Annotated in this window: 24 protein-coding genes, 1 rRNA gene and 2 other annotated features; all 25 genes read left to right on the forward strand. The window is 42.1% G+C overall.

Going from position 1 to position 21837, the window contains the following annotated elements; all coding sequences use genetic code 11:
• The first annotated feature begins 135 nt into the window (after nucleotides 1-135).
• The 25 genes from rrf (at nucleotide 136) to ACTWP7_RS17840 (ending at nucleotide 21602) form a co-directional block, all read left to right on the forward strand.
• Nucleotides 136-249: ribosomal RNA gene (gene rrf / locus ACTWP7_RS17720) — 5S ribosomal RNA — on the forward strand.
• 71 nt (nucleotides 250-320) lie between these two features.
• The gene (locus ACTWP7_RS17725) at nucleotides 321-1013 is read left to right on the forward strand and encodes an MgtC/SapB family protein (protein ID WP_443124360.1); all 693 of its coding nucleotides are present in this window, start codon (nucleotides 321-323) and stop codon (nucleotides 1011-1013) included.
• Nucleotides 1014-1174: 161 nt separating this feature from the next.
• Complete coding sequence (locus ACTWP7_RS17730) at nucleotides 1175-1639, forward strand: CtsR family transcriptional regulator (protein ID WP_014641390.1); 465 nt, start codon at nucleotides 1175-1177, stop codon at nucleotides 1637-1639.
• A gap of 20 nt (nucleotides 1640-1659) precedes the next feature.
• A complete protein-coding gene (locus ACTWP7_RS17735; RefSeq protein WP_443124361.1) occupies nucleotides 1660-2208 on the forward strand; it encodes a UvrB/UvrC motif-containing protein in 549 nt (182 codons plus the stop codon).
• Entirely contained in the window at nucleotides 2208-3278 is a 1071-nt protein-coding gene (locus tag ACTWP7_RS17740) for a protein arginine kinase (RefSeq protein WP_443124362.1), read from the forward strand. The genes ACTWP7_RS17735 and ACTWP7_RS17740 overlap by 1 nt, the downstream gene beginning before the upstream one ends.
• Nucleotides 3279-3297: 19 nt before the next feature.
• Nucleotides 3298-5757 carry an ATP-dependent protease ATP-binding subunit ClpC gene (clpC, locus tag ACTWP7_RS17745; protein WP_443124363.1) on the forward strand — a complete coding sequence of 820 codons (2460 nt, stop codon included), beginning with the start codon at nucleotides 3298-3300 and terminating at the stop codon, nucleotides 5755-5757.
• A gap of 170 nt (nucleotides 5758-5927) precedes the next feature.
• On the forward strand, nucleotides 5928-7307 hold the full coding sequence (gene radA, locus ACTWP7_RS17750; protein WP_443124364.1) for a DNA repair protein RadA: 1380 nt from the start codon (nucleotides 5928-5930) through the stop codon (nucleotides 7305-7307).
• The gene (gene disA / locus ACTWP7_RS17755) at nucleotides 7308-8381 is read left to right on the forward strand and encodes a DNA integrity scanning diadenylate cyclase DisA (protein ID WP_014641395.1); all 1074 of its coding nucleotides are present in this window, start codon (nucleotides 7308-7310) and stop codon (nucleotides 8379-8381) included. It begins immediately after the preceding gene.
• A gap of 156 nt (nucleotides 8382-8537) precedes the next feature.
• Entirely contained in the window at nucleotides 8538-9638 is a 1101-nt protein-coding gene (locus tag ACTWP7_RS17760) for a PIN/TRAM domain-containing protein (protein ID WP_443124365.1), read from the forward strand.
• Between the two features lie 119 nt (nucleotides 9639-9757).
• Complete coding sequence (locus tag ACTWP7_RS17765; protein ID WP_443124366.1) at nucleotides 9758-10948, forward strand: bifunctional 2-C-methyl-D-erythritol 4-phosphate cytidylyltransferase/2-C-methyl-D-erythritol 2,4-cyclodiphosphate synthase; 1191 nt, start codon at nucleotides 9758-9760, stop codon at nucleotides 10946-10948.
• Nucleotides 10949-11005: 57 nt separating this feature from the next.
• On the forward strand, nucleotides 11006-12475 hold the full coding sequence (gene gltX / locus ACTWP7_RS17770) for a glutamate--tRNA ligase (protein WP_443124367.1): 1470 nt from the start codon (nucleotides 11006-11008) through the stop codon (nucleotides 12473-12475).
• Between the two features lie 44 nt (nucleotides 12476-12519).
• Nucleotides 12520-12733 (forward strand) — a binding site (T-box leader).
• A 68-nt stretch (nucleotides 12734-12801) separates the two neighbouring features.
• Entirely contained in the window at nucleotides 12802-13452 is a 651-nt protein-coding gene (cysE, locus tag ACTWP7_RS17775) for a serine O-acetyltransferase (RefSeq protein ID WP_224895901.1), read from the forward strand.
• 1 nt (nucleotide 13453) lies between these two features.
• Entirely contained in the window at nucleotides 13454-14854 is a 1401-nt protein-coding gene (gene cysS, locus ACTWP7_RS17780; protein WP_443124368.1) for a cysteine--tRNA ligase, read from the forward strand.
• A gap of 4 nt (nucleotides 14855-14858) precedes the next feature.
• Entirely contained in the window at nucleotides 14859-15269 is a 411-nt protein-coding gene (locus tag ACTWP7_RS17785) for a Mini-ribonuclease 3 (protein ID WP_443124369.1), read from the forward strand.
• A complete protein-coding gene (gene rlmB, locus ACTWP7_RS17790) occupies nucleotides 15262-16005 on the forward strand; it encodes a 23S rRNA (guanosine(2251)-2'-O)-methyltransferase RlmB (protein ID WP_014641402.1) in 744 nt (247 codons plus the stop codon). The genes ACTWP7_RS17785 and rlmB overlap by 8 nt, the downstream gene beginning before the upstream one ends.
• A gap of 2 nt (nucleotides 16006-16007) precedes the next feature.
• Entirely contained in the window at nucleotides 16008-16517 is a 510-nt protein-coding gene (locus tag ACTWP7_RS17795) for an NYN domain-containing protein (protein ID WP_014641403.1), read from the forward strand.
• 81 nt (nucleotides 16518-16598) lie between these two features.
• Nucleotides 16599-17255, forward strand: a complete 657-nt coding sequence (gene sigH, locus ACTWP7_RS17800) for an RNA polymerase sporulation sigma factor SigH (protein ID WP_014641404.1) — start codon at nucleotides 16599-16601, stop codon at nucleotides 17253-17255.
• Nucleotides 17256-17316: 61 nt separating this feature from the next.
• Nucleotides 17317-17481, forward strand: a complete 165-nt coding sequence (gene rpmG / locus ACTWP7_RS17805) for a 50S ribosomal protein L33 (RefSeq protein ID WP_269448432.1) — start codon at nucleotides 17317-17319, stop codon at nucleotides 17479-17481.
• Nucleotides 17482-17523: 42 nt separating this feature from the next.
• A complete protein-coding gene (secE, locus tag ACTWP7_RS17810; RefSeq protein WP_014641406.1) occupies nucleotides 17524-17700 on the forward strand; it encodes a preprotein translocase subunit SecE in 177 nt (58 codons plus the stop codon).
• Nucleotides 17701-17826: 126 nt separating this feature from the next.
• On the forward strand, nucleotides 17827-18363 hold the full coding sequence (gene nusG / locus ACTWP7_RS17815; protein WP_014641407.1) for a transcription termination/antitermination protein NusG: 537 nt from the start codon (nucleotides 17827-17829) through the stop codon (nucleotides 18361-18363).
• Nucleotides 18364-18515: 152 nt separating this feature from the next.
• Entirely contained in the window at nucleotides 18516-18941 is a 426-nt protein-coding gene (gene rplK / locus ACTWP7_RS17820; protein ID WP_014641408.1) for a 50S ribosomal protein L11, read from the forward strand.
• Nucleotides 18942-19056: 115 nt separating this feature from the next.
• Nucleotides 19057-19752 (forward strand): 50S ribosomal protein L1, encoded by a 696-nt coding sequence (gene rplA, locus ACTWP7_RS17825; protein ID WP_014641409.1) that lies wholly within the window; start codon nucleotides 19057-19059, stop codon nucleotides 19750-19752.
• A 54-nt stretch (nucleotides 19753-19806) separates the two neighbouring features.
• Nucleotides 19807-19960, forward strand: a sequence feature (ribosomal protein L10 leader region).
• Nucleotides 19961-20000: 40 nt separating this feature from the next.
• Nucleotides 20001-20501, forward strand: a complete 501-nt coding sequence (rplJ, locus tag ACTWP7_RS17830) for a 50S ribosomal protein L10 (RefSeq protein WP_089752374.1) — start codon at nucleotides 20001-20003, stop codon at nucleotides 20499-20501.
• A 54-nt stretch (nucleotides 20502-20555) separates the two neighbouring features.
• A complete protein-coding gene (rplL, locus tag ACTWP7_RS17835; protein ID WP_014641411.1) occupies nucleotides 20556-20921 on the forward strand; it encodes a 50S ribosomal protein L7/L12 in 366 nt (121 codons plus the stop codon).
• A gap of 78 nt (nucleotides 20922-20999) precedes the next feature.
• Nucleotides 21000-21602 carry a class I SAM-dependent methyltransferase gene (locus ACTWP7_RS17840; RefSeq protein ID WP_443124370.1) on the forward strand — a complete coding sequence of 201 codons (603 nt, stop codon included), beginning with the start codon at nucleotides 21000-21002 and terminating at the stop codon, nucleotides 21600-21602.
• Nucleotides 21603-21837 lie beyond the last annotated feature (235 nt).

Consider the following 21837-nt stretch of genomic DNA (forward strand, 5'->3'; position numbering starts at 1 on the left):
AGAGAGATTGCTTAGAATAGCGAGGATCTAGGAGCTGTAGCTGGATTGATATGAAGTCGGAAGAGACGTTCGCTCGTCCGATGGTTGAATGATTGCCTTATCCAGTTTTGAGGGTTTACCTCAAACTATATATGATGTGGTGGTGAAGGCGAAGAGGTCACACCTGTTCCCATGCCGAACACAGAAGTTAAGCTCTTCAGCGCCGATGGTAGTCGGGTCGATCCCCGTGAGAGTAGGACGCCGCCACGTTAATATAAAACCAGAAGTTTGTGCTTCTGGTTTTTTCTGTATTTAAAAGTTAATGAAGAGGAGGACCGTTTATGGAATGGAGCAGTTTTTTTGACGATGATTTTCTTACATTTACTACAAGAATCGTAATTGCCTTGCTATTAGCTGGGCTGATTGGATTCGAAAGAGAGTTAAAGAATCATTCCGCAGGATTTAGGACTCATATTTTAGTTGGTGTAGGCTCCTGTTTAATGATGCTGCTCTCCTTATACGGTTTTGAATCTTACGTGGATGAATTTGAAAATGTACGATTTGATCCAGCGCGCATACCTTCCTATGTGATAAGTGGTATTGGTTTCTTAGGTGCAGGAACAATTATCGTCAATGGCTTAACTATTAGAGGTCTCACTACTGCTGCTTCGATATGGACAGTAGCAGGGATAGGGTTAGTGGTCGGCGCCGGTATGCATGATATCGCCATCTTAACTACTATTATCGTATTATTAAGTTTAGTTCTATTAAATAAAATTGAAAAAGAGAATTTTAATAAGAAGAAACCATATATCTTTCAACTAAAGGTAAGACCTGATGTTAAATTGCAATCGATCACTGCGATATTTGATGAAAAAGAACTGAGGATTAAAGGAATTAATATTAAGAAACAAGAGCAAGACTATAACAAACTGATTATTGAAATAGATAAAGGCCAAAAATACCACCGTACTGAATTAATCGAACAGCTTTCCCGTAATGAAGAAGTTCTTCAGATTAATCATAAATTCTAAAACCATGCCAAAATTCGGCATGGTTTTTTGTTTTAGCAGAAAAGAAATTAGGGAATCATGAATGTGAACGTAATCCAAACATTTTAGTTGCGTAACTCACAAAATTGAGTATAATAAAATTAAAGTCAAAGATAGTCAAAGTCAAAAGAGGAGGAGGGAAAATGAGGAATATCTCTGATGTAATAGAGGAATATTTGAAAGAGGTTTTGAATAAGAACCAGCAAAAGACAATTGAAATTAAGCGCAGTGAAATAGCTGATCAATTTCAATGTGTGCCTTCTCAGATTAATTATGTGATTAAAACTCGATTTACTGTGGAAAAAGGTTATATAGTAGAAAGTAAGCGTGGCGGTGGCGGATATATTCGTATTAGCCGTATCCAGCACCGCAAGGAATCGGATATGATTGAAGAGATTGTTGACATGATTAATCCCCTCGTTTCTCAAACAGCAGCTACGGATGTGATTGAGAGGTTATTAGAGAGTGGAATTATTACAGAGAGGGAAGCAAAACTTATGGGAAGCATTATTGACCGTGAAGTCCTCACGTTCCCTCTTCCTCTCCGTGATGAAGTCCGTTCTCGAATGATGACGGCTATGCTCTTCACTCTAAAGTATAAAAGCTGAATTGGAAGGGAGAGAGCGTTATGGAATGCCAGGAGTGTCACCAAAGGAAAGCTACGGTGCATTTAACTCAGGTAATAAATGGTCAAAAAACAGAAGTTCACGTTTGTGAACATTGTGCTAAAGATAAAGGTTATATGAGTTACGGAGAAGAAAATTTTTCTCTCAGTAATCTTTTGTCAGGACTATTCCATTCTGAAAGTCCGTCTACTTTTAAAGGAAAACAAGCTCACACCCAGCAGCAAACTCCTCAGCTGCAATGCCCTACCTGCGGAATGACTTATCAGGAATTTGCGCGAATTGGGAAATTTGGGTGCGGGAATTGTTATGAAACATTTGACGAGCGCTTGAACCCTGTTTTGAGAAGGGTTCACAGCGGAAATACTACTCATGACGGTAAAATTCCAAAGCGTGAAGGCGGCCATCTGCATTTAAAAAGAGAGCTGGATGAACACAAATCTAATCTTCGACAATTAATTGAGCAGGAAGAATTCGAGGAAGCAGCGAAAGTTAGAGATAAGATCCGAACTTTGGAAAGCCGATTTCATGAGGGGGAGGATGGTGAGCAATAATGTCATTGCAGCAATTTATGAATGAGGCTCTTAGTCCTTGGATGAAGCAGGATGGGCCTGACAGCGATATTGTATTAAGCAGCCGCATTCGACTGGCTCGAAATTTTTCCAGTTCTCCATTCCCGTTGATCGCTTCTGATGAGACTTTGGAAAAAGTTCTAGATTTCTTCAAAGAGGAATATAAAGGTCAATCCTTCCGCGATTACAAAGGCTTTGAGGTTGTCCAAATGAATGATCTTGAGCCTGTGGAAAAAAGGGTGCTGGTTGAAAAGCATCTTATTAGTCCACATTTGGCGGAGAAACCTAAGCATTCAGCTGCTTTGATATCAGAAAATGAGCAGGTTTCCATTATGATTAACGAGGAAGACCATATACGATTGCAGTTGTATTTTCCTGGTTTTCAATTGGATAGAGCTCTCGAACAGGCCTCCCAGCTGGATGATTGGCTTGAAGAAAAAATCAACTATGCTTTTGACGAAAAAAGAGGTTATTTAACAGCCTGTCCAACTAATGTGGGCACAGGCATGAGGGCTTCAGTGATGATGCACCTTCCTGCCTTATCCATGACCCAGCAAATTAATCGTATGACCCCGGCAATTAACCAGCTTGGACTTGTTGTTAGAGGAATATACGGTGAAGGAAGCGAAGCTCTTGGAAACATCTATCAGATTTCCAACCAGATTACGCTTGGAAAATCAGAGCAGGACATTGTAGAGGATCTGCATAGTGTAGTAAAACAATTAATTGATCAGGAAAGACGAGCCCGTGAGGCGTTAATAAGCCGATCAGGAGTTCAACTGGAGGATCGTATATTTCGCTCTTACGGTGTTTTAAAGCACAGCCGTATCATAGAGTCTAAAGAGGCTGCCAAGTGTTTATCTGATTTGAGGCTTGGAATTGATCTTAAACTAATTGACGATATCCCAAGAACTATCTTAAATGAGCTGATGATTTTAACTCAGCCCGGGTTTTTGCAACAATATGCTAAAGCCTCTCTAAATCCAGATGAGCGTGATGTACGCAGAGCTTCACTAATTCGAGAACGACTTCAATTAGAAAATGAAGAATAAATGTTAGGAGGGAATGTCCATGATGTTTGGGCGTTTTACAGAAAGAGCTCAGAAAGTACTTGCACTAGCACAAGAAGAAGCTGTTCGTTTAGGACACAATAACATCGGCACAGAGCATATTCTGCTTGGTTTAGTAAGTGAAGGAGAAGGAATAGCGGCTAAATCATTAACCGCATTAGGTCTGGAAGCTTCAAAAATTCAGCAGGAAGTAGAAAAACTGATTGGAAAAGGTGAGAAGGTTTCCCAAACCATTCACTATACTCCCCGCGCCAAGAAAGTTATCGAATTATCCATGGATGAAGCACGTAAACTTGGTCATTCATATGTAGGAACAGAACACATTCTTCTCGGCTTAATCCGTGAAGGAGAAGGGGTAGCTGCCCGGGTGCTTAACAACCTTGGTGTCAGTCTGAATAAAGCACGTCAGCAAGTGTTGCAGCTCCTTGGCAATAATGAGTCCACCGGCGGTCAAAATCGTCGAGGAGGCGGCTCTGGAGGCCAGGCAGCTAGTGCGAATACACCAACCCTTGACTCGCTGGCTCGAGACTTAACGACAATTGCTAAAGAAGGCAATATTGATCCCGTTATTGGAAGAGGTAAAGAGATTGAACGAGTCATTCAGGTTCTCAGCCGTCGTACCAAAAATAATCCGGTACTTGTAGGTGAACCTGGTGTAGGTAAAACAGCCATCGCAGAAGGTCTTGCCCAGCAGATTATAAATAATGAAATACCTGAGATTCTTCGTGATAAACGGGTAATGACCCTTGATATGGGAACCGTTGTTGCGGGCACAAAATACCGTGGTGAATTCGAAGACCGCTTGAAAAAAGTAATGGAAGAAATTCGCCAGGCCGGTAATATCATTCTATTTATTGATGAGCTGCATACCTTAATTGGTGCAGGCGGTGCAGAAGGCGCCATTGACGCTTCCAACATTCTGAAGCCGTCACTTGCCCGTGGAGAACTACAATGTATCGGTGCAACTACTCTTGATGAATATCGTAAGTATATTGAAAAAGATGCTGCACTTGAACGTCGTTTCCAGCCTATCCAAGTAGATGAACCAACCTTGGATGAATCAGTGCAAATCCTTCAAGGTCTGCGCGATCGTTATGAAGCACACCACAGAGTAACTATACCGGATGACTCTATTGAGTCTGCTGTTCGTTTTTCAGACCGTTATATTACAGATCGTTTCCTTCCAGACAAAGCGATCGATCTAATTGATGAAGCAGCATCAAAAGTTCGTCTACGTTCTTATACAGCTCCGCCGAACCTAAAAGAACTTGAACAAAAGCTTGAAGAAGTTCGTAAGGAAAAAGATGCAGCTGTTCAAAGCCAGGAATTTGAAAAAGCGGCTTCTCTGAGAGACAGTGAACAGCGTTTACGCGATGAACTGGAAGAAACGAAAGATGAATGGAAAGAAAAACAAGGGCAAGAGGATTCAGAAGTTACGGTAGAAGATATTGCTTCTGTCGTATCCACTTGGACTGGAGTTCCTGTATCCAAAATGACGAAAGATGAAAGTGAACGTCTTCTCCAACTGGAAGACACGCTTCATAACCGTGTCATTGGCCAGGATGAAGCTGTTAAATCAATATCTAAAGCTATTCGTCGTGCAAGGGCAGGTCTAAAAGATCCGAAACGCCCAATTGGTTCCTTCATTTTCCTAGGACCAACCGGAGTAGGTAAAACCGAACTGGCTCGTGCACTGGCAGAAAGCATGTTTGGTGAAGAGGATGCTATGATCCGTATTGACATGTCTGAGTATATGGAAAAACACAGCACCTCCCGATTGGTAGGTTCACCTCCTGGTTATGTAGGATACGAAGAGGGCGGTCAACTTACTGAAAAAGTCCGTAACAAACCGTACTCTGTCGTACTCTTAGACGAAGTAGAAAAAGCACACCCTGAAGTATTTAACATTCTGCTTCAAGTGTTGGAAGATGGTCGTTTAACCGATTCTAAAGGACGTGTGGTAGACTTCCGTAACACCGTTCTGATTATGACCTCAAACGTAGGTGCACAGGAGCTGAAAAGTAATAAATACGTTGGCTTCAGCATGGATGACTCGAATCAGAGCTATAAAGACATGAAATCTAAAGTTACGGATGAACTGAAGAAAGCGTTCCGTCCAGAATTCCTAAACCGTATTGATGAAACCATAGTCTTCCATTCACTAGAAAGAAAACACATGAAAGACATTGTAACTTTGATGGCAGAAGAGTTGAGAAAACGTCTGCAGGAGCAGGAAATCAACTTCACCTTATCTGATAAAGCTATTGAGCATATTGCAGAAACAGGATTCGACCCTGAATACGGAGCACGCCCGCTGCGCCGCTCTATTCAGAAAAACGTTGAAGATCTTCTATCTGAAGAGTTGCTAAAAGAGAATATTGCTAAAGGTCAATCCGTGAAAATTGACTTGAATGACAATAATGAATTCGTCGTTTATACGGAACAGGAATCTACAAACTGAATAAATCATAGCTATTAAGTGCTAAATTTAAAAATCGGAAGGCGTTTGCCTTCCGGTTTTTTTCTTATTCCTATATGCTTTTAGTAAGAGGAAATTAATCTAATTGATATGACTGTGAAACTTTTTCACAAACATAATCGTATAAACTAGAAGGGAAGGGGCGAAGAATCTTGGCAAAAAGAAAGACAAAGTTTGTTTGCCAGGAATGTGGTTACGAAACGGCGAAATGGATGGGCAAATGTCCGGGGTGTCAACAATGGAATACGCTCGTTGAAGAAGTGAGCGCTCCAAGTACAAATTCCCGCCATGTGTTTCAAACTAGTTCCACTTCCTCAAAAACGAAACCAGAAAAAATCAATTCCATAAAATCCGAAAAGGAACCGCGTCTCCCGACGGATATGCCAGAGTTTAACCGTGTACTTGGCGGAGGAATAGTAGCTGGATCCCTGGTTTTAATTGGCGGAGATCCGGGGATAGGTAAATCAACATTATTGCTTCAGGTATCGGCTCAGATTGCCAATAAAGATAAGCCTGTTCTTTATATATCAGGTGAAGAATCTTCAAGACAAACTAAGCTAAGAGCCGAGCGGTTAAATATAACCTCAGATGAACTCTATGTATTATCTGAAACAAATCTGCAGGATGTCATGAACCAGATTGAAGCTATAGAGCCAGAGTTTGTTGTGATTGATTCCATTCAGACCATTTTCAAGGAAGATGTCACATCTGCTCCAGGTAGCGTATCTCAAGTTAGGGAATGCACCAGCCAATTAATGAGAATAGCCAAAAACAAAGGTATTCCGATTTTTATTGTAGGGCATGTTACTAAGGAAGGTTCTATAGCGGGACCTAGACTTCTTGAGCATATGGTAGACGCCGTTTTATATTTTGAAGGGGAAAGACACCATACGTTCCGAATACTCAGAAGTGTTAAAAACCGTTTTGGAAGTACACACGAGATGGGCATTTTTGAAATGAAAGAACAAGGTTTAGTGGAAGTATTAAACCCATCTGAAATTTTCCTGGAAGAAAGGTCTCAAGGAGCGGCAGGTTCCGTTGTAGTTGCATCTATGGAAGGTACACGTCCTGTACTCGTAGAAATACAGTCCTTAATATCTCCTACTGCCTACGGAAATCCAAGAAGAATGGCTACAGGGCTTGATAACAACCGTGTTCCATTACTCATGGCCGTTTTAGAGAAGCGGGCCGGTCTCCTCTTACAAAATCAGGATGCTTATGTGAAAGTAGCAGGGGGAGTGAAGCTGGATGAGCCTGCGATTGATTTGGCGGTTGCATTAAGCATTGCTTCGAGTTTTAGAGATCAAGTTTCTAAGGCTGAAGATGTAGTGGTTGGAGAAGTCGGCCTGACAGGAGAGGTTCGCCGTGTCGCTCGTATTGAACAGCGTGTGCAGGAAGCCGCAAAGTTAGGATTCAAGCGTGTGATTATTCCTAAGAAAAACCTGGATGGGTGGAAGCCTTCTTCTTCGATCGAAGTGGTAGGGGTAAGTACGGTACAGGAAGCTATGAAGGTTACATTGGGGGACGCATAAATGGAATGGCATGATATGAAAGAGAATGGAATTGGAGAAATTTTGAAGCTTGTGGCTCCAGGCACGCCGCTCCGTGATGGTATCGATAATGTGCTGCGGGCTAATACTGGAGGATTGATCGTCCTTGGTTATGATGAAGTCATTCGGGATTTGGTAGATGGCGGATTTAATATTCAATCTGACTTCACACCTGCACACTTATATGAGCTGGCTAAAATGGACGGAGCCCTAATTCTAAACGATGAAGCTACCAAGATCCTTTATGCGAATGCGCAGCTGATGCCCGACCCGGATATTCTCTCTACAGAAACTGGGATGCGCCATCGTACGGCTGAGCGTGTAGCGAAGCAGACAGGATCCTTAGTTATTGCCATATCACAGCGGAGAAATGTTATCACCCTGTATAAAGGCTCTTTGCGGTATTCCTTGAAGGACATTGGCGTAATATTAACAAAAGCTAATCAGGCAATTCAGACGTTGGAGAAATACAAAAATGTACTGGATCAGTCCATAACTAACCTCGGTGCAATGGAATTTGAAAACATGGTTTCCTTTTCTGAAGTCATTCAAGTGGTCCACCGGGTAGAAATGGTGCTTCGAACGAAAACAGAAATTCTCAACTATGTGAATGAACTCGGCACAGAAGGACGTTTAATTCAACTGCAGATGACAGAACTGGTATCAAATATTGAAGAAGAGGCTGCTTTACTCTTGAAAGATTACAGTAAGCGTCCAGACTACGAACCATATTATATTCTAAGAAAAATGCAGGAAGTAACAAATCCGGAGTTGTTGTCAGATGAACAGGTGCTCAAGCTGTTAGGGTATTCTCCTAATACGAAGATGTCAGATCCGCTTCACCCTAGAGGTTACAGGATTTTAAGCCGTATTCCCCGTCTTCCACCTTTAATTATTGAGCATTTAGTAGAAAGGTTTGGAACCCTGGACGATATGATTCAGGCTTCTCAAAAAGATCTGGTAGGTGTAGATGGTGTAGGAGAGATAAGGGCGACGAAAATTCGGGATGGTTTAGAACGGATTCAAGAGCAGCTATTTGTAGATCGTCATATATGATTCTATTGACTTATTTACTATGAATATGGTATGATAAATCGTTTCGGAGATTGACTTTTTTTGGAAACTATGCTATTTTATAAAGCATCATTCCTCTTATTACACGGTTATTAGGTGTGAGGTTTGGTCATACTGTGAGTGAGGAGGTGGATACAAGTGCTTAAACGAATTGTACAGTTGTTTATTGTCATAACCGGTGGAACGATCGGTTACCTCTATTTTCCGGAATTGTTAACAGCCATGGGACTCACTTGGCAGAATTGGATGCAAGCAGTTTTAGGGGCCGTACTTGGAGCACTTATTTTATTTTTATTAACATTTTGGATCGTGGATTATATTGTAGATATTCTTAGATGGATTGAGGACACTTTGGTCCGGGCGCCTGTCGCCGATCTTTTATTCGGCAGCCTTGGGTTAATTGTTGGTCTGATCGTTGCCTATCTAATCAACATCCCGGTGCAAGATATTCAAATTCAAGTGGTTAATCAGGTGGTGCCGATTTTCTTAACCTTTTTACTGGGTTACTTCGGTTTCCAGGTGGGATTCAAACGGAAGGACGAGTTCCTCAATATGGTTTCGAAAAAAGAAAAAGCCGATGAAGGAGCTTCTTCATCTCCTGCGCCTGCAGGAGTAGACAGTTCATTAATTCCAAAAGAAAAAATTCTGGATACGAGCGTGATTATTGATGGCCGTATTGCAGATATTTGTGAGACCCATTTCCTTGAGGGTACGATAGTGATTCCTCAGTTCGTCCTGGAAGAATTACAGCATATTGCAGATTCTTCTGATGGATTGAAAAGGAACCGCGGTCGACGCGGACTAGATATTTTGAACCGTCTTCAGAAAGACCTCCCCGTCAATGTGGAGATCTATGAGGGAGATTTTGAGGATATTCAGGAAGTGGATAGTAAACTGGTTAAACTGGCTAAGGTTATGAATGGGATTGTTGTTACGAATGACTTTAATTTAAATAAAGTATGTGAATTTCAAAATGTCCAAGTATTGAACATTAACGATCTTGCCAATGCAGTGAAACCAGTCGTACTTCCTGGTGAAGAAATGAGTATACAGGTGATCAAAGATGGCAAGGAGCAAAATCAGGGTGTAGCCTATTTAGATGATGGCACGATGATCGTAGTAGAAGAAGGAAAAAGCTATATTGGAAAGACAATTGAAGTGGTCGTTACCAGCGTCCTTCAGACATCTGCCGGACGAATGATCTTTGCTAAACCGAAATCACTTGAAAAAGCCCTTTAAAAACGGTATAAACAAATAGAGACTAACAAAAGTGATAACCGGTGAGTTATCGCTTTTGTTATTTACAGAGATAGTTATAGTGGTTATTTTATGGTTTAAACCAGTTTAGGATGGATACTATGATAAATTATACGGCAGTGGTACTTGCAGCAGGACAGGGCAAGCGCATGCTGGCTGGTAAAAATAAGCAGTTTCTAAAAATAGAAGATCAACCGTTAATATTACATACACTCTCCGTTTTTGCTAAAGACGAATGGTGTGCTGAAATCGTTCTAGTGACTAATCCAAAGGAAAGAGAGCAGATGGAAGAACTGCTTCAAGCGTTTTCTTTAAATAAAGAGATTCAGCTGGTAGATGGGGGAGTGGAGAGGCAGGATAGTGTGTTTGCAGGGTTAAAGGCCGTAATTCATACAAATCTGCCTGTGTTTATCCATGACGGAGCACGTCCATTTGTTAAACAAGAGCTCTTGCACGAATTGGCCGAGCGAACGATTGAAAAGCATGCCGCTCTATTAGCAGTCCCTGTAACGGATACGATCAAACAGAAGAATGATCAATTACTGAGCACACTGGATCGAAAGACTCTATGGGCAGCCCAGACACCCCAGAGCTTCACTTTTTCGTTGATCTATAAAGCGCATCAAAAAGCACAGGAGAGCGGATACTATGGGACAGATGATGCTTCCTTAGTCGAGAGCCTGGGAGAAGAAGTGGCTATTGTGGAGGGAAGCTATGATAACATCAAACTAACGACGCCAGAGGACTTACATAAAGCAGAGTCTTATATACAAAACCAGCGCAAAGGAAAGGAAGTGGAGAATCCTATGTTCCGAATTGGTCAAGGTTTTGATGTACACCAGCTGACGGAAGGACGTAAATGCATCATTGGGGGAGTTGAGATTCCTCACGAAAAAGGACTTCTTGGGCACTCGGATGCTGATGTTCTTCTTCATACCATTGCCGATGCCTGTTTAGGCGCAATTGGAGAAGGAGATATCGGCAAACACTTTCCTGATACAGATCCTGAATATAAGAACGCCGATTCTGGTATGCTTCTGCAGCATGTCTGGAAATTTGTAAAAGCCCAGGGTTATGAACTTGGGAATGTGGATTGTACGGTCATTGCGCAAGCCCCCAAAATGGCGCCCTTTATTGAGGAGATCCGTGAGAATATAGCTTCTTTACTGGACGCGGAGACGAAACAGATTAATGTAAAAGCTACTACAACTGAAAAACTAGGTTTTACTGGAAGGAAGGAAGGAATCGCGGCTCAAGCCGTCGTTCTTTTGCAAAAACCTCAACAAGCCTGACAAAAAAATGATAAAATAAAACTGGAAAAAAGGAACGGTAACGAAAGGAGTACAATTATGTCGAATGAAGTTCGAGTACGTTATGCACCCAGCCCGACCGGCCATCTTCACATCGGGAATGCAAGAACGGCCCTGTTCAACTATTTGTTTGCACGAAATGCCGGAGGAAAGATGGTTATACGCATTGAAGATACAGATGAAAAGCGGAATGTAGAAGGCGGAGAACAAAGTCAGCTTAATTATTTACGCTGGCTTGGAATTGATTGGGACGAAAGCCCGGATAAGGGTGGGGAATACGGACCTTATCGCCAAATGGAGCGCCTTGATCTTTACCAAAAATATGTAGATGATCTGCTTCAGCGCGGCCTGGCATATAAATGTTATATGACAGCAGAAGAGCTGGAAGCAGAACGAGAAGCACAAATTGCACGTGGAGAAGCACCAAAGTATTCAGGAGCTCATCGTGACTTAAGCCAAGAGCAGATTGAACAGTTTGAGGCAGAGGGACGCGAACCAAGTATTCGCCTGCGTGTACCGGAAAACCATACGTACACGTTTAACGATATCGTCCGTGAAAATATCACGTTCGAATCCAGTGATTTTGGGGACTGGGTTATTGTAAAGAAAAGCGGAACACCAACCTACAACTTTGCCGTTGCTGTAGATGATCACCTTATGGCGATCACTCATGTACTACGCGGGGAAGAGCACATCTCAAACACACCTAAGCAAATGATGGTATATGAAGCGTTTGGATGGGAGCCGCCTAAGTTTGGTCATATGACACTCATTCTGAATGAAAATCGTAAAAAGCTAAGCAAGCGTGATGAACACATCCTGCAGTTCATTGAGCAGTATAAGAACTTAGGATATTTACCTGAATCATTATTTAATTTTATTACTTTGCTTGGCTGGTCACCGGTAGGCGAAGAGGAAATCTTCACTCAGGATAAACTGATTGAAATATTCGATGCGGAACGTCTCTCTACTTCACCAGCGGTTTTTGACCCTGCAAAACTGAAGTGGATGAACAACCAGTATATTAAATCGGCTGAGTTTGATCGTGTAGTAGATTTAACTCTCCCTCATCTCATCGAAGCGGGACGTGTTTCAGAGAATATGAGTGCTTCCGACCGGGAGTGGGTCCATGAATTAATTGCTCTCTATCAGGAACAATTGGATTATGGCGCGCAAATTGTTGAGCTTACGGAATTATTCTTCAAACAAGAAATACAATATGATGAGAATGCTATGGAAGTGCTGGAAGGCGAGCAAGTGCCGGAAGTGCTTGATACGTTCAAGAAAAAGCTGAATGAACTGGAAGAATTTACACCAGAAGCGATCAAGAAGCAGGTCAAAGCCGTACAAAAAGAAACCGGCCATAAAGGGAAGAAGCTTTTCATGCCGATCCGTGTAGCTACCACCGGCCAAACACACGGTCCTGAACTGCCCAATGCTATTCACCTGCTTGGTCTTGAAACCGTCAATGTCCGTTTAGATGATGTATTAAATAAACTTCAAGGCTAAACTTTTCACAAATGACTTCTTATGTCATATAGTAGAGTTACCAATAAGAAACGTTGATGAGGAGAAGTAGAAGAGGTTTCCCATACACAGAGAAAATCACCCCCGGCTGAAAGTGATTATTTGGGACCGCTTTGAAATGCACCTCTGAGTCTTCTGCCGAAACGAGTAGGCTGAAGCGGTTACCTTCCGTTAGCAAGGCTGAAGAAGGGAATCTATTTTTCCCAAGCAGAGTGGAACCACGCGGAACGCGTCTCTGTGCCATAGGGCACGGAGGCGCGTTTTTTGTAGCTTGATTCCCACTATTGGTTAACAAAGGAGGAGAGCAAATGGGGATTTTTAAGATGTTTAAGGAAGATGTGGATGTCGTTTTTGATCAAGATCCTGCTGCTCGTTCTTACGTTGAAGTCATTTTAACGTATTCAGGATTGCACTCTATCTGGGCCCACCGGGTGGCACATGCATTCTATAAAAAGAAATTTTTCTTTCTGGCCAGAGTGATTTCCCAATTAAGCCGCTTCTTTACCGGGATAGAAATTCACCCCGGGGCCAAAATCGGCCGCCGTTTCTTCATTGATCACGGAATGGGAGTGGTCATAGGGGAAACCTGTGAAATAGGAGATAATGTTACTTTGTTTCAAGGCGTCACGCTCGGCGGTACAGGCAAGGAAAAAGGGAAGCGTCACCCAACATTACTGGATAATTCCCTGGTAGCAACAGGGGCCAAGGTTCTGGGATCCATCACAATTGGAGAAAATTCTAAAGTAGGAGCGGGCTCAGTCGTCCTCCACGATGTGCCTCACAATTCAACCGTAGTTGGAATACCGGGCCATGTAGTCGTGCAGGATGGGAAGAAAGTACAGCAGAAAGATCTCGATCATCATAAGCTGCCCGATCCGGTTTATGATCGTATCAACCAGTTAGAAAAGGAAATTAAGCAGCTGCAAGAGGAAGTAAAAGAAGCTAAAGGAGTGAACTAGCATGAGTATTCATATATACAACACGCTGACAAGAAAAAAAGAACCATTCCGCCCCTTAGAAGAAGATAAAGTAAAGATGTATGTGTGCGGTCCAACGGTTTATAACTATATCCATATTGGCAATGCCCGCCCTGCTATTGTTTTTGATACGGTACGCAGATACTTCGAATACCGTGGCTACGACGTACACTACGTGCTGAACTTTACAGATGTAGATGACAAACTTATCAAAGCGGCGAATGAGTTAGGAGAAGAGGTTCCTGACATTGCCAACCGTTTTATAGATGCCTATAAAGAAGATGTAGGCGCACTTGGCGTTAAAGAAGCGGTGGATCATCCGCGCGTCACTGAAAACATGGATGAAATCATTGATTTTGTAAAAGGGCTGATTGATAAAGGGTACGCCTATGAAGCAAAAGGGGATGTGTATTTCAGAACTCGCTCCTTTGATAATTATGGGAAGCTTTCCCATCAGTCCGTTAATGAACTACGATCCGGCGCACGCATAGAGGTGGGGGACAAAAAGGAAGACCCGCTTGATTTTACACTATGGAAGGAAGCCAAGCCAGACGAAATATCATGGGAAAGTCCGTGGGGGAATGGTCGCCCGGGGTGGCACATTGAATGTTCCGCTATGGCTAAAAAGTATTTAGGGGAGACCATCGATATTCATGCCGGCGGTCAAGATTTAACTTTCCCTCACCACGAAAATGAAATTGCCCAGTCAGAAGCACATAACGACCAGTCATTTGCGCGTTACTGGATGCACAACGGGTATATTAATATTGAAAATGAAAAGATGTCTAAATCACTTGGGAATTTCATTCTTGCGCACGATCTTGTGAAAAAGCATGACCCTCAGGTTATTCGCTTCTTTATGCTCAGTGTTCAATACCGTCACCCTATTAATTTCAGTGATGAATTATTAAAAGGCGCGAAAAGCAGTTTTGACCGGATTCGTAATGCTTATGAGAATCTAAAGCATCGTAAATCTGCCAGTATGAACCTTCAAAATGATTCAGATCGCTGGATTAAGGAAATAGAAGCTCACAAGGAGCAGTTTATTCAAGAAATGGATGATGATTTTAATACGGCAAACGCCATTTCTGTTTTATTCGACCTTACGAAATCAGCTAATCTTTACCTTCAGGAAGAACAAACCCATACCAGTGTGATTGAGGCATATGAAAATACGTTGAAAGAACTGATGATGGTTCTTGGTCTTGAGATTGAAACCCAGGCAGAATTGCTGGATGAAGAGGTCGATGCCCTGATTGAAGAACGGAAGCAGGCAAGAAAAGATCGTAATTTTGAAAGAGCCGATCAGATCCGCGATGAGTTAAAAGACAGAAATATTATATTGGAAGACACTTCCCAGGGTACACGCTGGAAGAGGGGCTGACCCCATGACCTTAAAAGATGTTAAACAAATGAAAAGCCTGGCGCTTGCCTACATGGGGGATTCTGTATATGAACTGTATGTGAGGAAGCATCTATTGGAGCAAGGGAAAATACAACCACAACGGCTGCATAAAGCAGCCGTGAAATTTGTATCTGCTGTTTCCCAGGCCAAGGCGGTAGCATATTGGCAGGAAAAAGGGTTATTGACAGAAGAGGAGCAGGGAGTTCTCAGACGAGGAAGAAATGCCAAGTCCGGCTCTGTACCTAAGAGCACAAATGTACAAACTTATCGTTACTCAACTGGGTTTGAAGCGGTTCTTGGTTTTCTTTATTTATCTGGAAAAACCGGGCGGCTGGAAGAATTAATTGAACAGACGATCCAATTTGTAGAAGAAAGGAGTGGAGAAGGTGAATAACGAATGGATTATAGGTAAGAACCCAGTGCAGGAAGCTCTGAAATCAGGAAGAGCTATTAATAAAGTGATAGTGTCCGAGCAGTTACAACACCAGGCCTATAAAAAACTGGAGCAGGCAGCTAAAGAGAATGGGGTTATTGTTCAGAAAGTCCCGAAAAAGAAAATTGACCAGCTCGTCGAAGGAAATCATCAGGGTGTAGCGGCTTCGGTGGCCGCTTATGAATACAGTGACCTTGAGGATTTGTTTGCTAAAGCTGAAGAAAAAGGGGAGCCGCCATTTTTCATCATTTGCGATGAAATCGAAGACCCTCATAACCTGGGATCGATTTTAAGAACAGCGGATGCGAGCGGAGCACACGGGGTTATCATACCAAAAAGGCGCTCAGTGGCCCTCACCTCTACGGTGGCTAAAACATCTACAGGCGCTATCGAGTATATTCCGGTTGCTAGAGTAACCAATCTTGCGAGAACGATCGACGAATTGAAAGAGAGATTTGTGTGGGTCGTCGGAACAGACGCAGATGGTACGGAAGATTACCGGAGGCTGGATGGGAATATGCCGATCGCACTTGTGATTGGAAGCGAGGGGCGAGGAATGAGCCGTCTAACAAAAGACAAATGTGATTGGACCGTAAGTCTCCCTATGGCTGGTAAAGTAACCTCTTTAAATGCATCCGTTGCTGCTTCTTTATTAATGTACGAAGTGTATAGAAAGCGCCGCCCTGTCGGTGAGTAATAATGAATGTTCTAATAGTTGATGGGTACAACATGATTGGGGCCTGGCCGGAATTGAAAAGGTTAAAAGAACAAGATTTTGGTCAGGCAAGAGATCTTTTAATAGAAATGATGGCCGAGTACCAGTCCTATACCGGGGACCGGATCATCGTGATCTTTGATGCTTATCATGTCCGGGGTGTGGCCAAAAAACAAAAAAATTACAAAGTGGAAGTTATTTTTACGAAAGAAAATGAAACAGCGGATGAACGGATTGAAAAGCTCGCAGGAGAACTAAATGATGTCCGAACTCAAGTTTATGTAGCTACCTCGGATTATGCCGAACAGCGAACAATTTTTGGACAAGGAGCCTTTCGAAAGTCTGCCAGAGAGCTGTACATTGAAGTGAAGAATATTGAAAAACAAATTAAAAAAGATGTCGAAACTCAGAACCAGGTCCAGTACCAGCCTAAGATACCAATGAATAAGGAAGTAAGAGAACTCTTTGAAAAGTGGCGCCGAGGAGATAAATAATTCTGACAACTTGTTGACGCTTTTGAAACGCTTACTGTATAATATTGCTATATTGAGGCAGCACGGTCGGGGGGATCCTGAGTGAGCATCATTCAAACGGAGAAAGACATCAACGAGTTGGATCTTAGCAAACTTGATGACGAAACAATCATCGAACGAATTAATCAGGGAGAGGTCCAATCTCTTGATTATTTAATTAATAAGTATAAGAATTTCGTTCGCGCAAAAGCCCGAACGTATTTTCTTATTGGTGCAGATCGTGAAGATATTGTGCAAGAAGGAATGATCGGTCTTTACAAAGCGATACGAGATTATCAGGAAGGTAAGCTATCTTCATTTAAAGCGTTCGCAGAATTATGTGTCACCCGTCAGATTATAACCGCAATCAAAACCGCCACACGCCAAAAGCACATTCCATTGAATTCCTACGTATCTTTAGACAAGCCCATTTACGATGAAGAATCAGATCGTACCTTGCTTGATGTAATAGCGGGTTCAAAAGCAATAGATCCTCAAGAATTAATTGTGAATAAAGAAAAGTTCTGTGATATGGAAGAGAAGATTTCTGAGCTTTTGAGTGATCTCGAGAAAAAAGTCCTTGCTCTTTATTTGGACGGGCAGTCCTATCAGGAGATTTCGGTTGAATTAAATCGACATGTGAAATCGATTGATAACGCCCTCCAACGTGTTAAAAGAAAGCTTGAAAAGTACCTGGAAGTAAGTGAAATTACACTATAAGACACAGATTGACAGTATGTTTGAAGCGTGCTACATTTGTTGAGTGTATAAACCTCTGGTTATGAGGGGAGAACGTATGAGAAATAAAGTAGTGCTAGCCTGTACAGAATGCCAAAGTCGTAATTATAGTTCATATACAAATCGATCTAATCAATCCGACCGTCTGGAAGTTCGTAAGTTTTGTAAGAAATGTGGCAAACATACCTTACATCGCGAGACGAAATAGAGAAAGAAAGCCGGCAGGCGCAAGTTTGGGGGTATTTGCAGCATGTTTAAGTTTTTTAAAAACGTAGCTCGAGAAATGCGCAAAGTAAGCTGGCCTAAGGGACAGGAACTTACTCGGTACACGATTACTGTTTTAAGTACAGTTGTTTTTGTTGCCGTATTCTTTGCTATTGTGGACCTTGGGATCTCTGAGGTGCTTGAACTTATTTCTAAAGAATAGTAGAGTTGATTTTGTGCTATACTTGTAAATAGACTTACAAAAAACCCGTTCAGCGGGTTTTTTATGTTGGAGAAAAATTTTAAATCGAAAATAAGGGAGGGAAGGGCAAGTATTTGTCCTGAGATAATGGAAAAAAGATGGTATGTTGTTCACACCTATTCAGGTTATGAAAACAAAGTAAGGGCGAACTTAGAGAAGCGTGTTGAATCCATGGGAATGGAAGATAAGATTTTTCGCGTTCTTGTCCCTGAAGATGAAGAGACGGAAATTAAAAATGGTAAAAAGAAAATAAACAAAAAGAAAGTATTTCCTGGCTACGTGCTGGCCGAGATGGTCATGACAGATGATTCGTGGTACGTAGTTCGAAATACTCCAGGCGTGACCGGGTTCGTTGGTTCTACTGGTTCGGGCTCAAAGCCCATCCCTCTCCTGCCCGAAGAAGCAGAGACTGTACTAAAACGCATGGGTATGAATGAACAACCGAAAACTGAAGTTAACTTAGAAGTGAAAGAAAGTGTAAAAGTGACAGATGGACCTTTTGCTAATTTCACGGGCACAATCGAATATATTGATACAGATAAACAAAAAGTAAAAGTTCACGTTAACATGTTCGGTCGGGAAACACCGGTTGAACTGGATTTCTCTCAAATAGAAAAACTATAAAATACAATCCTCCCCTTGCATTATGCCTATAAAGATGCTAGAATTTTTATGTTCTATATGTGCCTCGGATTAAGAGGTGTTTTAAGCATATTGCGATGAGTGGGAGGGGTAAACCCTATTACCACATCACGGACTTTAAGGAGGTGTGTCTCGTGGCTAAAAAAGTTATTAAAGTTGTAAAACTTCAGATCCCTGCAGGGAAAGCAAACCCAGCACCACCGGTAGGACCGGCACTAGGTCAAGCTGGTATTAATATCATGGGTTTCTGTAAGGAGTTCAACGCTCGTACGCAAGATCAAGCGGGTATGATTATTCCGGTTGAAATTACGGTATTTGAAGACCGTTCATTTACATTTGTTACCAAAACTCCACCAGCTGCTGTTCTTCTTAAGAAAGCGGCAGGTATCGAATCCGGTTCTGGTGAGCCGAACCGTAACAAGGTAGCTTCTGTCAATCGCGATCAAGTTCGCGAAATTGCGGAAACAAAAATGCCTGACTTAAACGCTGCTGACGTTGAGGCTGCAATGCGCATGGTTGAAGGTACTGCGCTAAGCATGGGAATTACAGTTGAAGACTAATCCCACAACGTCACTCTGATGGAGTTAAAGGTTGCGAAATAGGAGTTCAACTTCTTTCGCAACCTTTATTCGTGGGAGGTTAATCCGTTAAAACCACAACAAGGAGGAAATTAAAATGGCTAAAAAAAGTAAAAGACAACAAGAACTTCAAAAACTTGTTGATCGTACGAAATCTTATAATGTACAAGAAGCAATCGATCTTGTAAAAGAGACATCTAAAGCGAATTTTGATGAAACAGTTGAAGCAGCATTCCGCCTAGGCGTTGATCCTAAGAAAGCGGATCAGCAAATTCGTGGAGCTATGGTGCTTCCACACGGTACGGGTAAATCCCAGCGTGTTCTTGTTTTCGCTAAAGGTGATAAAGCGAAAGAAGCAGAAGAAGCAGGTGCTGACTACGTAGGTGAACAAGACCTGATTAATAGCATTAATCAAGGCTGGTTCGATTTTGATGTAGTCGTTGCCACTCCTGACATGATGGCTGAAGTAGGTAAGCTTGGCCGAGTACTAGGACCAAAAGGTCTTATGCCAAACCCTAAAACAGGCACTGTAACGTTTGAAGTAGAAAAAGCAGTTAATGAAATCAAGGCTGGTAAAGTTGAATACCGCGTTGATAAAGCTGCTAACATCCACGTTCCAATCGGAAAAGCTTCTTTCGACAAACAAAAGCTTGCGGAAAACTTCGAAGCTATTACAGATGCTCTAGTAAAAGCTAAGCCTCAAGCATCAAAAGGAACTTATATGCGTAATGCTGCTGTTTCATCAACGATGGGTCCTGGAATTAAAGTTGATGTTTCCAATTTCGCTAAATAATAAAATTTAGTATTGACTTAACGTCCCTAATTAAATTATAATTAGGGACGTTGTATAAATGAATACGTTATACCGTAGACAGCAGGTGCGGATGCAACTCCGCTTAATTTCCTGCCGAGGTGTGTGAATAAGCAGGACAGCGCTAAAAACGCCCTGTTCTCTCATACGTACCTCCATGTCTGCATGGAGGTACTTTTTTGTGAAACCTTCCGGAACGGTATGATGAAAAGTCAATAGGAGGTGGAAAGATGAGCAGTATTATTGAACAGAAACAGCAAATTGTTAATGAATTGGCTGACAAGTTCCGCAATAGTAAATCTGCTGTATTGGTAGATTACCGCGGTCTTGATGTTGCAGAAGTAACAGAGCTTCGTTCACAACTTCGTGAAGCGGGCGTTGATTTCAAAGTGTATAAAAACACAATGACTCGCCGTGCTACAGAAGCAGTTGAACTAAGTGAACTTCATGAAGTTCTTCAAGGACCAACTGCCCTTGCGTTCCATGAGGATGACGCTGTAGCTCCAGCAAAAATTCTAAACAATTTCGCTAAAGATCACGATAACCTTGAAATTAAAGGTGGCGTAATTGAAGGACAAGTTGCAACTCTTGAACAGCTTCAGGAACTTGCCAACATCCCAAGCTACGAAGGTCTTGTATCTATGTTCCTAAGCGTACTACAAGCTCCTGTACGAAACTTCGCATATGCTACAAAAGCTATTGCGGATCAGAAAGAAGAAGAAAGCGCGTAAATCTCGCGTGCGACTAAACTATAACCTTTAAAATTAATAAGGAGGAAATTTCTCATGTCTAACGAACAAATTATCGAAGCGATTAAAGAAATGTCTGTTCTTGAGCTTAACGACCTAGTTAAAGCAATTGAAGAAGAATTTGGTGTATCAGCTGCAGCTCCAGTTGCTGCCGGCGGTGCTGCTGCAGGTGCAGAAGCTGAAGAAGAGCAAACTGAATTCGATGTAGTACTAGAATCAGCTGGAAGCTCTAAGATCAAAGTTGTTAAAGCAGTACGTGAAATCACTGGTCTTGGTCTTAAAGACGCAAAAGACCTAGTTGATAACGCTCCTGGCGCAATCAAAGAAGGCGTTTCTAAAGAAGAAGCAGAAGAAATGAAATCTCAGCTTGAAGAAGCTGGCGCAACGATCGAACTTAAGTAATTGTATCTTTAAAGTAAAGCTCGCTGATCATCGGCGGGCTTTCTTTTGCTTACTAGATGAAAAGAGGGTGTTCGGATCATGTCGGAACATTACTATTCAAAGAAAACCGCTGCGAAAAGCGATGAAAAAACCTGGTCTTACACATTACGTGACCGCTTATTAACCTTTACTACAGATCACGCCGTTTTCTCAAAAGGTGAAGTAGATTTTGGTTCTCGTTTACTGATAGACTCGTTTACAGCTCCGCCAGTGGACGGAAACTTCCTTGATCTTGGATGTGGTTATGGGCCGATTGGTCTTTCGCTTGCGCTAGAGTATCCAGATCGTCAGGTTGTCTTGGTGGATGTAAATGAGAGAGCTTTGAATCTTGCGGAAAAGAATGCTGCTAAGAATCAGGTTACTAATGTAGAGATTAAAGAGAGTGATCGGCTCCGTCAGTTGGAAGGCCGCCAGTTTGCTGCGATACTGACCAATCCCCCTATACGTGCAGGGAAAAAGGTCGTACACGCTATGTTCGAAGAGGCTAAGAAGGCTCTTGGTCAATCCGGTGAGTTGTGGGTGGTCATTCAAAAAAAGCAAGGGGCTCCTTCTGCAAAACAGAAAATAGAAGAATTGTTTGGGAATATTGAAGTTGTTCGCAAGGAAAAAGGCTACTATATTTTCAAAGCTCAAAAAGTTTGACTAGGGTATTTAATTATGCTAGTATTGGAAAATGCCCATGTACGCCCGTCCTGTCAAGTCTTTTTTTAGGAAAATGTATAAAAAGCTTGGTAGAAGGGTAAAATGGTGAAAATCAATAAGTGAAAGTAAATGAGGTTATCTATATCAAGTCGACCCTTTTTCTTTTTTGTCTAACGTTAGAGAGAAATGAAGAATCACCATTTGCTATAGAGGCGAATGTTTAAATAGTGCTTGT

The organism is Halobacillus sp. B29 (assembly GCF_052246755.1).
In the GTDB taxonomy this organism is placed as follows: domain Bacteria; phylum Bacillota; class Bacilli; order Bacillales; family Halobacillaceae; genus Halobacillus; species Halobacillus halophilus.